This window comes from Kribbella deserti (assembly GCF_042434725.1).
Classification (GTDB): Bacteria; Actinomycetota; Actinomycetes; order Propionibacteriales; family Kribbellaceae; genus Kribbella; species Kribbella deserti.
The window spans coordinates 43593-59491 of the sequence record NZ_JBHLTC010000018.1 but is presented as its reverse complement, the minus strand read 5'-3'; the positions used below and the strand labels follow the sequence as shown (position 1 = coordinate 59491).

General features: G+C 68.4%; 12 protein-coding genes. 4 read left to right on the top strand and 8 right to left on the bottom strand.

Features of this window, described 5'->3' with window-relative positions:
• Nucleotides 1-575: 575 nt before the first annotated feature.
• The 4 genes from ACFFGN_RS13665 to recA form a co-directional block, all read right to left on the bottom strand.
• Nucleotides 576-1634, bottom strand: coding sequence for an Rv0909 family putative TA system antitoxin (locus tag ACFFGN_RS13665; RefSeq protein WP_380047206.1), 1059 nt, complete (start codon nt 1632-1634; stop codon nt 576-578).
• 442 nt (nt 1635-2076) lie between these two features.
• Nucleotides 2077-3495 carry a MerR family transcriptional regulator gene (locus ACFFGN_RS13660; RefSeq protein WP_380047204.1) on the bottom strand — a complete coding sequence of 473 codons (1419 nt, stop codon included), beginning with the start codon at nt 3493-3495 and terminating at the stop codon, nt 2077-2079.
• 67 nt (nt 3496-3562) lie between these two features.
• Complete coding sequence (locus ACFFGN_RS13655; RefSeq protein ID WP_380047202.1) at nt 3563-4057, bottom strand: regulatory protein RecX; 495 nt, start codon at nt 4055-4057, stop codon at nt 3563-3565.
• A gap of 106 nt (nt 4058-4163) precedes the next feature.
• Nucleotides 4164-5231, bottom strand: coding sequence for a recombinase RecA (recA, locus tag ACFFGN_RS13650; RefSeq protein ID WP_380047200.1), 1068 nt, complete (start codon nt 5229-5231; stop codon nt 4164-4166).
• Nucleotides 5232-5535: 304 nt separating this feature from the next.
• Between recA and ACFFGN_RS13645 the strand changes: the two genes are divergently transcribed.
• A complete protein-coding gene (locus tag ACFFGN_RS13645) occupies nt 5536-6360 on the top strand; it encodes a hypothetical protein (protein WP_380047198.1) in 825 nt (274 codons plus the stop codon).
• A 65-nt stretch (nt 6361-6425) separates the two neighbouring features.
• Here ACFFGN_RS13645 and ACFFGN_RS13640 read toward each other — a convergent pair whose 3' ends face one another.
• From ACFFGN_RS13640 to ACFFGN_RS13630, 3 genes are read right to left on the bottom strand one after another with little or no spacing between them, the layout of a single operon-like run.
• Complete coding sequence (locus tag ACFFGN_RS13640; RefSeq protein WP_380047196.1) at nt 6426-6620, bottom strand: DUF3046 domain-containing protein; 195 nt, start codon at nt 6618-6620, stop codon at nt 6426-6428.
• A 7-nt stretch (nt 6621-6627) separates the two neighbouring features.
• Complete coding sequence (rfbB, locus tag ACFFGN_RS13635) at nt 6628-7611, bottom strand: dTDP-glucose 4,6-dehydratase (protein WP_380047194.1); 984 nt, start codon at nt 7609-7611, stop codon at nt 6628-6630.
• A gap of 8 nt (nt 7612-7619) precedes the next feature.
• Nucleotides 7620-8729: an LppM family (lipo)protein gene (locus ACFFGN_RS13630; RefSeq protein WP_380047191.1), complete on the bottom strand. Its 1110-nt coding sequence runs from the start codon at nt 8727-8729 to the stop codon at nt 7620-7622.
• A 77-nt stretch (nt 8730-8806) separates the two neighbouring features.
• On the opposite strand from ACFFGN_RS13630, the gene ACFFGN_RS13625 reads away from it, so the two are divergent.
• The 3 genes from ACFFGN_RS13625 to ACFFGN_RS13615 all read left to right on the top strand — a co-directional run bounded on the left by ACFFGN_RS13625 (nt 8807) and on the right by ACFFGN_RS13615 (nt 15202).
• The gene (locus ACFFGN_RS13625; RefSeq protein ID WP_380047189.1) at nt 8807-13519 is read left to right on the top strand and encodes an ATP-dependent helicase; all 4713 of its coding nucleotides are present in this window, start codon (nt 8807-8809) and stop codon (nt 13517-13519) included.
• A gap of 204 nt (nt 13520-13723) precedes the next feature.
• Nucleotides 13724-14512, top strand: a complete 789-nt coding sequence (locus ACFFGN_RS13620) for an Fpg/Nei family DNA glycosylase (RefSeq protein WP_380047187.1) — start codon at nt 13724-13726, stop codon at nt 14510-14512.
• Nucleotides 14513-14752: 240 nt separating this feature from the next.
• Nucleotides 14753-15202, top strand: coding sequence for a DUF4262 domain-containing protein (locus tag ACFFGN_RS13615; RefSeq protein ID WP_380047185.1), 450 nt, complete (start codon nt 14753-14755; stop codon nt 15200-15202).
• A gap of 359 nt (nt 15203-15561) precedes the next feature.
• On the opposite strand, the gene ACFFGN_RS13610 is transcribed toward ACFFGN_RS13615, so the two are convergent.
• Nucleotides 15562-15852, bottom strand: coding sequence for a helix-turn-helix domain-containing protein (locus ACFFGN_RS13610; RefSeq protein WP_380047183.1), 291 nt, complete (start codon nt 15850-15852; stop codon nt 15562-15564).
• Nucleotides 15853-15899: the final 47 nt, after the last annotated feature.

The window sequence follows — 15899 nt, the reverse complement described above, 5'->3', positions numbered from 1 at the left end:
AAGGACGACCGAAATCGATACCAAATTCCACCCCCACCCCGCCCCTCAAACCCCCCAATCTTCAACACAGAGTCAACACCCGATCACACCGGCTCCCCGTTCGCCCCTCCAGCCGTTCCTGGCCTGCCGGCCTCCCTGCCCTTCCGGGCTGTTCCGGTCTTCCTGACCCTTACGGACCCTCCGGCTCGTCCCGGTCTTCGCGGCCCTCCCAGCTCGTCCGAGCCCTCGCGGCCCTCCCAGCTCGTCCGAGCCTTCGCGGTCCCCTGTCCTTCTGGCCCTTCGGTTCTGCTGGCCCTACGTGTCACTCGGCCGCTCCGGACGAAGGCCGACCGCCTCTTATGTCCCCTCGGCACTCGTCGCTCCATGCCGAGTCGATCCGGCCGTCTGGGCGGCACAAGCGAACCGTCCCGACGCCGGCAGACATCAGCGGGCGCATCGGCTGACGCTCCGCCAGCCGCGACGCATCAAGCAGTCATCTCCGCGACACCCCCATCAGGCCTAGTCGGCGGCAGGCGCGTCATCGCTGACAACGCTGTCGCCGACCAGGCTTGAGGTGTCTTACTCGCTTGTGGTCCTCAGTCGTTGCCCGAGGCACCGGTCGCGGTGGAACCGGTGGCGGTGTTCGAGGGATCCGATCCGGCCGAACGGCTGGGGTTCTCCTCAACGTTCGGCGGCGTACCGCCAACCACATCACCAACAGCATCCTCCGGCGCCACGGCCGGCTCATCCTTCACCTCTTCAGCCGACTCGTCCCCGGCAGCCTGCTCCCCCGAGTCGTCAGCGGACGCCGTACCGGCCGGAGCATCGCTCGAACCACCCGACTGCGACTTCGCCTCAGGAGCCCCATCCCCACCGCCGGTCGTCAATCCGCCCGACTGCGCCTCCCCACCAGACTCGCCATTCCCCGAAGACGCCGCCCCACCAGCCGATTCCGCCGACCCGGTCGACTCAGCGCCGCGTGCGTCAGCGTCACCGGTCGATCCCGCGCCAGTCGCATCGGAACCGTCGGTGGACTCCGTACCACCAGCCGATTCCGCGCTGCTGCTGTCGGCCGAGTTCGAACCGCTGCTGGTCTCCCCAGCGGCCGTGGACTCCGCGCCACTGGTCGAGTCCGCACCACCCGCGGATTCCGACCTGTCGGCTGATTCCGCATTGCCCGCGGACTCCGTGCTGCCGGCGGACGCCGTGCTGCCGGTGGATTCCGTGCTGTTGGTCGGCTCGGCGTCGCCAGCGGACTCGGCGCTGCCAGCGGACTCGGCGCTGCTGGCGCCCTCGCTGCCACCAGTGGCCTCGCTGTTGGCGGTCGGCTCCGTACTGCTGGTTGGCTCGGTGGTCGGTTGCGTGTTGCTGGTGGGCTCGGTGGTGGCGGTTGGCTCGGTGGTGGATTCGGGCTGGCTGGGTTGGGCGGTATCCGCGGGCGCTTCCTGCTGGCCGGTCTGGTTCGTCTGACCGGAACGGGAGTCGACGTAGTCGCCGAGCTTGTCCTGAACGGTGTCGACCTTTTCCGCGTACTTGCCGCCGGTCTGCTTGTCGATCAAGTCACCGGCCTTCTCCAGGCCCTCTTTGATCGTGTCGGGATGTTCCTTGATGGCCTTCTCAAGGAAGTCCTTGGCCTGGTTCTGGAAATCGCTCATTCCACACTCCCGAAGATGAGGGCCGGTCATCGGCAACGACGACTGCTCACGCTGCGGATCGGCACGAACCGATCCCGTGACCGGATCACACACCTTCCGCCCGGATCACGTCAACGTTGCCGCCGGCAACACGCCGTGAATTCTCAACCCGTGCTGGCCGAACTCTGTTTCGACCCTCGTACCCTTCCTTACTCATCACCCACCACCACTCACCCCGCAGTGGCTCCGAGGCGCAGCCCGACGACTCGAATACCACTACCCGCGCCGGAACCGCCGCGATGCCTTTGGCCTCCGCGGGACGCCGATCGCCCCTCAGGGCGGACACCCCGGTACGCCCAGGGCGGTTTCGCAGTCCGCGACTTCACCGACTCCGCATGGCGAGAACCATGGGCACGACCTGCAGCGCAGCCGTCGGCCGCAATTCACTGCCCGCTGCTTCGAACTACAAACGGGCGCGAATGCCGTCGATAGCCCAATTCAGTGTCGGCGCGAGAGATTCCGGCGGAGACCAGCCGTTCACGACGGCGAGCAATTCGAGATAACGCTCGCGCCGTGGATCTCTCGCCGCCAGCAGGCGATCCACCAGCGCATTCGCTTGATCCCGCTGAACCTTTCGTCCTCGCGGATCCTCGCCCTCGACCGCCAGAACGTCTCCACCGTGCATGGCGGACGGTCCGCCGTTCGTGGCGGACAGCCCAGCGTTCGTGGCGGAAGGTCCGAGACTCTTGGCGGACGGTGCCGGGTTCTTGGCAAACGGTCCGGCGTTGCTGGCGGAAGAACCGGCGTTGCTCGAGGACAAACCGTCGTTGTTGGCGGACGAACCGGCGCTCGTGAACGAACCGGCGTTATCGGTGGGCCGCCCGGCGAAGTCGCGCTCGTACGCGGTCAACAACGTCGCCACGACACCATCAGCAGCAGGCGAGGCGGGATCCATGCCGTCCTGCAACGCCGGCCGAACCAGATCGCGCACCGTCGCGACGAGGTCCCGCCGGATCCAGGACTTCAGTCCACCTCCACGCCCTCGAAGTCGCACACCACCGAGACCGAGACCGACGTCGTTGCCGCCGTCGCTGTGACTGTGGCTATCGCTGTCAGGCTCGGACGCCGATTCATGCTTGGAGTCAGCCTGGTACTGGCGGGCCAGCTCCTGCAGGGAGGCCCGAAAGTCCAAGTCGAACGTGAGCTCGGCAAGTTCGATCCAGGCTTCGACCTGCTCCGGTGAAGGGTCATCCGGCAGCTCAGGCGTCATCGAACGCCGAGCCGCCGCCCACTCCAACTCAGGAGCCCCGGGACCGGAAGCCGACCCTCCGAAGCTGGAGCCGTCACCGGAGTCGGTGCTGGAGTCGGTGCCGGAGTCGGTGCCGAAGCCGGCGTGCGAGAAGGAGCCCCGCTCGGTGTCGGAGAACGTGAGAGGGTCCGTGTCGGACTGGCCGAAGATGCTGTCGAGGAAGTTCTCGATCAGGCGGTGGCGGTCTTGTTCGGAGAGCTTGGCGAACTTGTGCATCAGGTCCATCTCCTCTGGGGTAGACCCGCGCTTGGCCACTGCCGTGAGCACCGCGCGTCGTCTCGCCAGGATGCGGAGCTGCACCGCGAGCGCCTCGGCGTGCGCGGTGGCGACCTCGGCCAGCGAAAGCTCGCGGTCGAGCACCTTTTGAATGGTGGCGAGGTCGAGTCCGAGTTCGCGCAACGTACGCACGAGGTCGAGGCGAGCGACGGCGTCGGTGCCGTAGCGGCGGTAGCCGGCCGGGCTGCGGTCGAGCGGTTCCACGATGCCTCGATCGGAGTAGAACCGCACGGTCTTCACCGTCAGCCCGGTACGCCGAGCCAGTTCACCGATCGAGTAGAGCGTGTCGCCGTTCATGCCCTCACCTTCACGTCTCCCCCAACTGGAGACTCAAGCCCGGCGCGCGTACGACGTACAGGACCAGCTATTCGGCTTCGAGGCCGGAGTCGTTGAGGAGAGGTAGTTCCTCGTCGGAGGCGGCCATCTCCTCCTTGATGATCGACATCGCCAGACCACCGGGATATCCCTTGCGAGCGAGCATGCCGAGTAGGCGGCGCATCGCGACCTGGCGCTCCAGGTTCCGCATCGACGGCAGCTTGCGCCGAACCAGCGCCCGGGCGGTATCGGCCTCTTGCTCCGGCTCCAACTCACCCAGCGCATCACGAGCGAGATCGTCGTCGACACCCTTGCGGCGAAGTTCCTGCGCCAAAGCCCGACGGGCCAACCCACGGCCACGGTGGCGGGATTCGACCCAGGCGCTGGCGAACGCGGCATCGTCGATCAGGCCGACCTCCCCGAAACGGTCCAGCACCTTGGCGGCAACCTCGTCCGGGATGTCCCGCGCCGCGAGGAAGTCCGCAAGCTCCGCCCGCGTGCGTGGCTGGGCGGAGAGCTTGTCGAGCAGGATTGTGCGGGCCACCGACTCCGGATCCGAAGGTCCGTCGAGGGCCGGATCCACTGGCTCGCGCCGGGGAGCCGGGCCGGACCCGAACCGGCGTTGCCGCCGGCCCGAGCCCCTCAGGCCGTCAGAAGTCGACATCGACCGGCTCAGCGGCGGCGGCCGGCTGGTCCACCACCGGCCCGATGCCCATCTTCTCCTTGATCTTCTTCTCCAGCTCGTTGGCCAGATCGGGGTTGTCGCGCAGGAAGTTCCGCGCGTTCTCCCGGCCCTGGCCGAGCTGGTCGCTGTCATACGTGAACCAGGCACCGGCCTTGCGCACGAAGCCCTGCTCGACACCGAGGTCCAGCAGGCTGCCCTCGCGGCTGATGCCCTGGCCGTAGATGATGTCGAACTCGGCCTGCTTGAACGGCGGGGCCACCTTGTTCTTCACGACCTTCACCCGGGTCCGGTTGCCAACGAAGTCGGTACCGTCCTTGAGCGACTCGATACGGCGCACGTCCAGCCGGACCGACGCGTAGAACTTCAGCGCCTTACCACCGGTGGTGGTCTCCGGCGAACCGAACATCACGCCGATCTTCTCGCGCAGCTGGTTGATGAAGATCGCGGTCGTGTTGGTCCCGCTGACCGCACCGGTCATCTTTCGCAGCGCCTGGCTCATCAGCCGGGCCTGCAGACCGACGTGGCTGTCACCCATCTCGCCCTCGATCTCGGCGCGGGGCACCAGCGCGGCCACCGAGTCGATCACGACGATGTCGATCGCGCCGGAGCGGATCAGCATGTCGGCGATCTCCAGCGCCTGCTCACCGGAGTCCGGCTGCGAGACCAGCAGGGCGTCGGTGTCGACACCCAGCTTCTGCGCGTAGTCGGGGTCGAGCGCGTGCTCCGCGTCGATGAACGCGGCGATACCGCCGGCCCGCTGGGCGTTGGCGACCGCGTGCAACGCGACCGTTGTCTTACCGGAGGATTCCGGCCCGTAGATCTCGACCACCCGGCCGCGGGGCAGACCGCCGATACCGAGCGCCACGTCCAGGGCGATCGAACCGGTCGGGATCACGTCGATCGGTGCGCGGCCGTGCTCGCCGAGCCGCATGACCGCGCCCTTGCCGCACTGACGCTCGATCTGCGTCAGCGCCGTCGCCAGAGCCTTCTCGCGGTCCGCGGCCGCCCGCTCCGCCTTCGCTGCACCAGCCATCTGACTGCCACCTAACCCATCTGAATCGGGGCCACCGTCGCAGCGACCCGGAGGAATTCTTTGTCACCGGAGAGGTTATGAGCCCGCACCGACATTTTCCGGCTCGGTGGCGAATCTGTGGAGAACCGGACCGAGTGGGACCTGAACCTCTGACTCACAAACTATCCCGAACACCTGTTCGAATCACAAATGACACGCCGGGATCAGCCGAATCCGGATCCAGGTCCGGCGGAGCAGGCTCACGCCATCACCCGTACCGCGCCGCGAGGGCCGCTGGGACCCCGGACACAATACGCTGACGCCCGTGACCGACCGTCCTGACATTCCCGATTCCGCCGTCGTACTGGCGCTCAGCAAGGTGGAGTTCGGCCTCGACGCCGTACTCGACTCGCTGCGAACGCAAGACCCGTTCGGCATCCGCACCACCCTCGCCGAGTACTCCGCCCAGGAGCGGCCCAATCTGGCCGAGAAGGGCCTGATCCTCGCGATCGACCGGTTGCTGCGGATGCGGGTCCCCGGCCACGCCGAATGGCCGACGCTGCCGCTGGCTGAGCGCTGCGACTGGTGGGTCGACCGGCTGGGTGGATTCGCCGCGGTGATCGCCGGCCTGCCGCGGATCAGCGGTGCCGCCGCGGACCGGCTGCCGATTCAGGACACCCTGGGCGCCACCGTCCAGGCGATGGTGATCGGCGCGATCTGCCGGGAGTACGGCGTGGAGGCGCACGCCGATCGCACGGCCGTGATCGCCCGCGTACTGACCAACCGGCCCATCACCCCGGACATCGTGCTCGAGTTCGACGACCCGACCGCCGCCGGCAAGAACGTCGCCAAGGAACTCGGCCTCGGTCAGAAGACCGACGACGAGGGCGGCCTACGGCACGGCATCAAGTTGATCTGGCGGATCAGCAAGATGTTCGGCGGGATCAGCGAGCTGTTCGAGGACCGCCCCCGCGGCAGCCTGGGCGCCCGCGCGCTCGGCAAACTCCCTGGCGTCGGGATGGTGGGTGGCTTCTTCGACGAACGCAAGGGCATCCGTAAGGCCGCCTACGCCGCCGCGGACCTGCTCACCACCGGGGCTTTCCGAGGCCCTCAGCCGCCAGTGACGGGTACGCCGCCGCAGACGGTCTGACCAGTACGACGATGCGCCCGGGCCTTCCAGCGAAGGCCCGGGCGCATCGTCGTACAGAGATCAGGTCAGCGGTCGCGCGGCGGTAGTTGCAGATGTGCCCAGACGGCTCGCCAAACCGTTTTGGCGTGCTCGCCGGAAGCGAGCGCCTCCTGGACCGTCTGGCCGTTCAACTCGGGCAGTGCCTGGGTCTCCGCCCAGGTGCGCGAGTAGGCCGGACCGAGGTGACGGTCCATTCGGTCCCAGAATTCGGTGAGCCTCATACCTTCCTCAGGATTGCGGGTACTTCAGGGGGCGCCACCAGTCCTCGTTCGCACGGAACCAGGCGATGGTGTCGGCCAGACCCGACTCGAAGTCGTGGCGCGGCTGGTAGCCCAGTTCGTCGCGGATCTTGCTCCAGTCCACCGAGTAGCGCCGATCATGGCCCTTGCGGTCCTCGACGTAGCGAATGCTCTCCTCGCCCTTGCCGAAGGCCCCGACCAGGCGGTCCGTCAGCTCGCGGTTGGTGAGTTCGGTACCACCGCCGATGTTGTAGACCTCACCCGCACGTCCACCGCGCAGGACCTTCTCGATGCCCTGGCAGTGGTCGTCGACGTGCAGCCAGTCGCGCACGTTCAGGCCGTCGCCGTACAGCGGGACCTGCTCGCCCTCGACCAGGTTGGTGACGAAGAGCGGGATGACCTTCTCCGGGTACTGGTACGGCCCGTAATTGTTCGAGCAGCGCGTGACCCGCACGTCCAGCCCGTGGGTCCGGTGGTACGACAGCGCCACCAGATCGCTCGAGGCCTTCGAGGCAGCGTACGGCGAGTTGGGCTGCAGAGGATCCGTCTCGGGCCAGGAGCCTTCGGCGATCGAACCGTAGACCTCATCGGTCGAGACGTGCACAAACGGCCCGACGCCGTGCCGCAGCGCGGCCTCGAGCAGCACCTGGGTACCGAGCACGTTCGTCACCACGAACTGGGTGGCGCCCGAGATCGAGCGGTCCACGTGGGACTCGGCCGCGAAGTGCACGACCGCGTCGTGGCCCGCCATCGTGGCGTTGACCTGGTCCAGATCGGTGATGTCGCCCTTGACGAACTCGAAGCCCGGCTGGTCCTTCACCGGGTCGAGGTTCGCCAGATTACCCGCGTACGTGAGCGAGTCGAACACCGTGACGGCCACGTCCGCGCCCAGCTCGGGATCCCCCCCGGACAGCGCCGTACGGACGAAGTGGGAGCCGATGAAACCGGCACCACCGGTGACGAAGATCTTCACACCGCTCCTCAGGACTGCTGGCCGGGACCGTCAGAGCCGGGACCCTGCGGCGGCTGGGTCCACTGACCGGGCTGGCCCTGCGGCGGCTGACCGGGCTGACCGTACTGCCCCGGCTGACCTTGCGGCGGCTGACCCCACTGGCCGGGCTGCGGCTGGCCGGACTGGCCGGGACCGGGCTGACCCCACTGACCAGGCTGGCCCTGCGGCGGCTGGCCCTGGCCGGGCTGACCGTACTGCCCCGGCTGACCCGGGTACGGCTGGCCGGGCTGGCCCTGCTGCCCCGGACCGGGCTGACCCCACTGGCCGGGCTGACCCTGCTGCGGCTGGCCCTGCTGGCCCGGGTACTGACCAGGGCCCTGCTGACCCGGACCCGGCTGACCCGGGTACTGCCCAGGCTGACCGTACTGACCGGGCCCAGGCTGTCCGTACTGCTGCTGGCCCCACTGGCCCTGCGGGTACTGCTGGCCCGGGAACGGCTGGTTGCCACCGCTGCGACGGCCCTTGAGCAGGAAGAACGCAACCGCGCCGATGGCCGCGAGAACCACCAGGACCAGCAGGATGATCAGCCAGACCGGGAAGCCGCCGTCGGCGGTGGAGACCAGACGCACGGAGTTCAGCTTGGAGGCGTCGGTGTAGGTCGCCGTCCGGCCGCTCACCTCGGCGCCGTCGTCGTGCTCGGTGATCTTGCCCGGCATGGTGATCTTGAACTTCACGTCCGGCGTGCTGCCCGGCGGGATCTGAGTGTCCTTGCCGCTCGAGGTGACGACGAAGTTCTCGCCCTCTTTCTTGAACTCCACGCCACCGACGGAGCTGCTCGACATCTTGTCGAACGGCACGTTGTCCAGGCTGCACTCGGTGCCGATGTACTTGTCGTCGTCATAGGCCTTGCACTCGACGCCCTCGGTCGCCGTCTGTTTCAGCGACTTCTCGATCTCTTTCCGGGCCGTTTCCAGCGACTGACCGGTGGATTGCAGTAGCTGTTTGTCGACACCCAGCAACATCTTGCCGGAGATCGTCTCGTTCGAATTGACCTTGAGGTCGGCATCGACCTTCATGCAGCCGGTCAGGGCGACTACGCAAGCGACCACCAAGAGGGTGGCCCGGGCACGGATCTTCATGCCGCAGATCATCGCAGACGGTGGGGACCAAAATCGCTTCGCCTCACTTTGTCGGTGGCGACGTGCAAGATGGATCCGTGACCAGATCCAGCGCGCTCGACCGATTCTCGCCCGCCGCCCGGGCGTGGTTCGGCGACGTCTTCGACTCCGCGACCCCGGCTCAGCTCGGCGCCTGGGACGCGATCAGCGCCGGCCGGGACGCGCTCGTGGTCGCCCCGACCGGCTCCGGCAAGACGCTGGCGGCGTTCCTGTGGGCGCTGGACCGGCTGGCCACGACACCACCGCCCGACGACCCGAAACTGCGCTGCCGGGTGCTGTACGTGTCGCCGCTGAAGGCGCTCGCGGTCGACGTCGAGCGCAACCTGCGCGCGCCGCTGATCGGGATCCGCGAGACCGCCCGGCGGCTGGGTGAGGCGCCGATGGACGTGGAGGTGGCCGTTCGCTCGGGCGACACGCCGGCTGCGGAGCGGCGGCGGTTCGCGACCAAACCGGCCGATGTGCTGATCACCACGCCCGAGTCGTTGTTCCTGCTGCTCACCTCGCAGGCGCGCGACTCGCTGCGCGGGGTGGAGACCGTGATCGTGGACGAGGTGCACGCCGTCGCCGGGACCAAGCGTGGCGCCCATCTCGCCCTGACGCTCGAGCGGCTGGACGCGCTGCTGCCCAAACCGGCGCAACGAATCGGCCTGTCCGCGACCGTGCGGCCGGTGGAGGAGGTCGCGCGCTTCCTCGGCGGCGAGCACCCGGTCGACGTGGTTCAGCCCGCGTTCGAGAAGCAGTGGGATTTGAGCGTTGTCGTGCCGGTGGAGGACATGGCCGCGCTCGGCGATACCGAGATCCAGGTTTCCGGCTCGGCCGCGGGCCCACCTCGGCACGCGTCGATCTGGCCGCATGTCGAGGAGCACGTCGCCGATCTCATCGCGGCGCACAACTCCACCATCGTGTTCGCCAACTCGCGCCGCCTGGCCGAGCGCCTCACCGCCCGGCTGAACGAGATCGCCGCCGAGCGGGCCGGCCTCGACCTGCCCGACGAGGGCTCACCCGCACAGGTGATGGCTCAGTCCGGCGCCTCCCTGGCCGCTCCCCCGCTGGTCGCGAAGGCGCACCACGGCTCGGTCAGCAAGGAGCAACGCGCCCTGATCGAGGCCGACCTGAAGTCCGGGCGGCTGCCGTGCGTCGTGGCGACCAGCAGCCTTGAGCTCGGCATCGACATGGGCGCGGTCGACCTGGTCATCCAGGTGGAGGCGCCGCCCTCGGTGGCGAGCGGCCTGCAACGGGTTGGCCGCGCCGGGCACCAGGTCGGCGCGATCTCGAGAGGTGTGCTGTTCCCGAAGTTCCGGGGCGACCTGATCGACACGGCCGTGGTCGTGCAGCGGATGCGCGACGGCCAGATCGAGAGCCTGCACATCCCGGCCAACCCGCTGGACGTGCTGGCCCAGCAGATCGTCTCGATCGTGAGCCTCGAGGCGATCGACGTCGAGCAGCTCTTCACGTTGGTACGGCGTGCCGCGCCGTTCACCGCCTTGCCGCGATCGGCCTTCGACGGGGTGCTCGACATGCTGTCCGGGCGGTATCCGTCCGACGAGTTCGCCGAGCTCCGGCCGCGGATCGTGTTCGACCGGGTCAGCGGCGAGATCACAGGTCGGCCCGGAGCCCAGCGCCTCGCCGTGACAAGCGGCGGCACGATCCCCGACCGAGGCCTGTTCGGCGTGTTCCTGGTGGGCGAATCGACCAATCACCGAGTCGGCGAGCTGGACGAGGAGATGGTCTACGAATCACGCGTCGGTGACGTTTTCACACTCGGCGCCTCCAGCTGGCGGATCGAGGACATCACCCACGACCGAGTGCTCGTCTCCCCCGCTCCCGGCCAGCCCGGGCGGCTACCGTTCTGGAAGGGCGACGCCGTCGGCAGACCGGCCGAGCTCGGCGCGGCGACCGGCGCCTTCGTGCGCACGATGGCCGCGCTGCCGAAAGCGAAGGCGATCAAACGCGCGCGCGACGGCGGTCTGGACGAGTTCGCCGCCGACAACCTGGTTTCGTATCTGGCCGAGCAACGTGAAGCCACCGGGCGCGTGCCGGACGACGTCACCATCGTGGTCGAGCGCTTCCGCGACGAACTCGGCGACTGGCGCGTCTGCGTGCACTCGCCGTACGGCGGCCAGGTGCACGGGCCATGGGCCCTCGCGATCGCGGCGCGCCTACGCGAGCGGTATGGCATGGACGCCCAATCCGTCTCGGGTGATGACGGCATCGTGCTGCGCCTGCCCGAGACCGATGAGGCGCCACCCGGGGCCGAGCTGGTGTTGTTCGACCCGGCGGAGATCGAGGACCTGATCACCACGGAGGTGGGTGGTTCGGCCTTGTTCGCCTCGCGTTTCCGGGAGTGCGCGGCGCGGGCGTTGCTACTGCCACGGCGTAACCCGGGCCGACGTTCACCCTTGTGGCAGCAACGGCAACGATCCGCCCAGCTGCTCAGTGTCGCCTCGAAGTACGGGTCCTTCCCGATCGTGCTGGAGGCGTTGCGGGAGTGCCTGCAGGACGTCTACGACATCAACGCGCTGAAGGACCTGCTCACCGGGATCGGCGAGCGCCGGATCTCCGTGGTCGAGGTCGAAACCCCGGAGGCGTCGCCGTTCGCGAAGTCCCTGCTGTTCGGATATGTCGGCGCCTTTATGTACGAAGGCGATACGCCGTTGGCGGAGAAGCGCGCGGCGGCCTTGTCTTTGGACCAGTCGTTGCTCGCGGAACTGCTCGGCCGGACGGAACTGCGCGAACTGCTCGACGCAGAGGTGGTGCTGCGGACCGAGGCCGAGCTGCAACGGCTTGCGGAGGACCGTCGCGCCCGCGACGCGGAAGGCCTGTTCGACGTACTGCGCCTGGTGGGGCCTTTGTCCGTGGAAGCAGCGTCGCAGCGATCGGTGGACGGTTCGGACGCGGAGGCGTGGCTGACGGAACTGGCCGCGGCGCGTCGGGTGGTCCGGATACGGATGGCCGGCGAGCACCGATGGGCCGTCGTCGAGGATGTCGCGCGGTTGCGGGACGGCCTTGGCGTTCCGGTTCCACCAGGGGTGGCGGAGGCCCACGCGGAGCCGGTGGCCGATCCGCTCGGCGACCTCGTCTCGCGGTATGCCCGCACGCATGGCCCGTTCCGCGCGGCGGATCTCGCCACGCATCTCGGTACGGGTGTCGCGGTGGTTTCGGAGACCCTGCGCCGGCTGGCTGCCGCGGGGCGTGTGGTCGAGGGCGAGTTCCTGCCTGGCGGTGTGGCGATGGAGTGGTGCGACAGCGAGGTGCTGCGCCTGCTGCGACGCCGTTCGCTCGCGGCGCTGCGCAAGGAGGTCGAGCCGGTCGACCCGAGCGCGCTGGCGAGGTTCCTGCCCGCGTGGCAAGGGATTACCAGCAGCCGCGGCCGGGGGTACGACGTACTGCTCGCCGCGGTGGAACAGCTCGCGGGGTGTGCCGTGCCGGCGTCGGCCCTGGAGTCGATCGTGCTGCCTTCGCGTGTCCCTGGGTACAACCCCGCCATGCTGGATGAGCTGACCGCCACGGGCGAGATCGTGTGGTCCGGGGCCGGGTCGTTGCCGGGCACGGATGGCTGGGTGTCCCTGCATCTTGCGGACAACTGCGAGCTGACCTTGCCTGACGTGGATCCGGCCTTCGAGATAGGCGAGACCCATCAGGCGGTGCTCGACGCGCTTGGTGGAGGTGGCGCGTTCTTCTTCCGGCAGCTGAGCGATGCGGTGGGATCGTCCGTCGGGGTGGTGGATGACCAGACGCTGACGACAGTCCTTTGGGACCTGGTCTGGGCCGGTCTGCTGACGAACGACACCCTCGCGCCGGTCCGTGCGCTCGTCGGGGCCGGTCGTGGTTCGCATCGCACGCGTCGACCGGCGCCACGCGCTCGTCCCGGCCGTCCAGGTCGTGCGGCCATGCCCGCGCGGAGCGGTCCACCGACGGCTGGCGGGCGATGGTCGCTGCTGCCCGAGCGGAGTACGGACGCGACCCGCCGGGCTCACGCAGCGGCAGAGACCCTGCTCGATCGGTACGGCATCGTCACGCGTGGGTCGGTCATGACCGAGCGGACTCCGGGCGGTTTCGCCGCCGTGTACAAGGTGCTGAGCGCGTTCGAGGAGTCTGGGCGCTGCCGCCGCGGGTACTTCGTAGCCGGTCTGGGCGCGGCGCAGTTCGCCCTGCCGGGCGCGGTGGATCGCCTTCGCGCGCTGGCGGATATCCCGGATGCGCCGATCATCTCGCAATCCCAGCCAGGCCCGAGCATGCCTGGCTCAGGCTCCTTGTCGGGCTACGGATCCGCTGGCGGTTTCCCATCTAGCGCGGGTGGGGTTGCCGGGCCCGGCCCGGGTGGGCCGCGAGCGGGTGGAGGGCGCACGCGATCGGGAGCCGCCCGCAGGGACGAGGTGACGGCTCGGGCGATCGTGCTCGCGGCGACAGACCCCGCCAACCCGTACGGCGCTGCCCTGCCCTGGCCCGACCGTGAGAACGCGGGCGGCCATCGGCCAGGGCGGAAGGCCGGTGCCTTGGTGATGCTGGTCGACGGCAAACTCGTGGTGTACGTCGAACGCGGCGGCCGGACCGTCCTCAGCTTCACCGACGACCCGGACCTGCTTCAACCGGCCGTGGATGCCCTCGCATTGGCGATCCGCGACGGTCATCTCGGCAAACTGAGCGTGGAAACGGCAGACGGCGAGCAGGTCCGCCATACGGCCTTCGGCGACGCGCTCGCCAAAGCCGGATTCCACGCCACCCCTCGCGGCCTCCGGCTCCGCGCATGATCGCCATCGCGACCACGGCCCTCCCATCTTGCCTCTCGTCGTCCGTCGCGCGTGTGCCGCTGTCCATGAGGCACGTCCCGACGCCGATCGGCCGCGTGCCGACGTCCCCCAGACACCTTCCCGCGTCCACCCAGCGCGGGATGCCGTCTATGGGGCACGTGGCGGCGACCGTTGGGCGCGTGGCGGCGGGTGGGAGGTGGTTGGGTGCCTGAGGGCGACACTGTTTGGCGGGCCACTAAGCACCTGCACCAGGCTCTTGCCGGACAGGTGCTGGAGCAGACGGATTTCCGCGTGCCCAGCCTGGCGACGACCGACTTCAGCGGCCAGACGGTCGAGGAGGTCGTACCGCGCGGCAAACATCTGCTGATGCGTCTCTCCGGCGGCGTGACGATTCACAGCCATCTCCGGATGGACGGTTCGTGGCATCTCTACCGCCCTGGCGAGAAGTGGCGCGGAGGGCCGGACTTCCAGGTTCGGGTCGTGCTCGTGACGGCCAAATGGGTCGCCGTTGGCTATCGCTTGCCTGTGCTGGAAGTGGTCCCCACCGCGGCTGAGGACAGCGTGGTCGGTCATCTTGGGCCGGATCTGCTCTCACGGGATTTCGATCGAGCTCAGGCGATCGCCAATCTCGAGGCACAACCGGAACGCACGATCAGCGAGGCCCTGCTGGACCAACGCAATCTCGCCGGCATCGGCAACATCTACCGAACCGAGGTCTGCTTCCTGCTCGGCCTCCACCCCTGGCGCCCGGCTGGAACGGTGGACCTCGGAGCAGCCGTCGACCTCAGCCGCCGAATGCTGAAGGCCAACCTGCGCAACGTCGCCCAGGTCACCACCGGTATAGACCGCCCAGGCAAACGCACCTGGGTCTTCGAACGCGCCGGACGCCCCTGCCTCCGCTGCGGCACAATCATCCGCACGGCCCCCATCGGCGAACCACCCCGCGAACGCATCAGCTACTGGTGCCCCACCTGCCAACCCGAACTCCCGTAACCCGCCAGTTGCCAACCGCAACAGCCCGCCGACCGGCTGCGTAAGCGACACCCGGCTAGACGTGCACTTCTCATGCTGGCGGCGATGTAGCGCCCTCGTACCGGCGCAGGTCACGCCGAACCATCCAGTTCGGTGTTGAACCGGAAAAATCCTTGTGGACAACGGCGAATCGAGGTCCAGAAAGCCGTATCTTCTCCGGCGAGTCGAACATTAGTTCGAACGCGAGCCAAGGAGGAGTCGATGTGCGGAATGTGTGGCGGGGAGAAGATCGCGGCGACCTGGCGGCGGATCTGTGACGGGATCCTGAGCGTCGGCTGGTCGCTGGTGACGGTGTCCGGAAATGGCATCCGGGAACCGTCATTCGCCTACACGATGGGGCTCAGCGAGTGCGGCCATCCCGAGTTCATCGTGTTCGGACTCGGAGACTTCGAGAGCCACGCCGCGATCGCGCCACTTGCACAGGCGGCGCTGGGCGGCGCCTGCTTCGACGAGGGTGACAACCTCACGGACTTGTATCCACCGGGCGTTTCACCGCCTCGACTCTTACGGTTTCCGGACTCCACCACACACCTGCTTTGGGCCAACGACATGTACCGGGGAGCCGACGACCTACCGATCCCCGCGCTACAAGTCGTCTGGATCTCCGAGTCGGACGACCCGGGCCGGAGGTTGATCCGATGCTTGCCCTAGCTCACCCCGTAGCTGGCGCCGGGCAGGTCTATCTCAGGCCTCACGCGGCGCGCCACCGAAGCGCCGCTGTTGGACAGCCGCGGTCCGAGGCCGCAGCCCCCGATGGAAGCTATGTGGTCACGGCGGTTATCGGGCGGGATGAAGGGCGCGCCGAGGCGACCCGGCCGCGTCGGAGACGTGCCCGCGCTCTACTCGCCGCCACCCTCCGCAGCCTCCTCGGCCGGACCGGCGTCGAATCCCTGTCCAGATGGCGGCTCAGGCTGGCGGCACGACTGCTTCGTTCGCCATGGAGCGAGTGCGCGGCGGTGGTAGCAGGGCTGGTCGCGAAGCTGCGTACCAGTCCTGCTGGGATCGGCGGGTTAGGCCGCGGAGGCGACAACCTCGGACTCGATGGCGGGGTGCGCCAGGACCAGCGCCTCTTCGCGAGCCAGGTCTTCGCTGACCTCGGCGAAGATCGCGGACAGCGGCACGTCGAGGGCGGTGCAGATGGCGGCGAGCAGTTCGCTCGAGGCCTCTTTCTGGCCACGTTCGACCTCAGAGAGGTACCCGAGGCTCACCCGGGCGTCGGCGGACACCTCGCGCAGCGTACGTCCCTGCCGCAGGCGTCGACGCCGCAATACGTCGCCGAGCAGGCCACGAACCAGCACCATGAGGTTTCTCCCTTCCGCCTGTCGCACCGAACCTACTCGAACGGTAG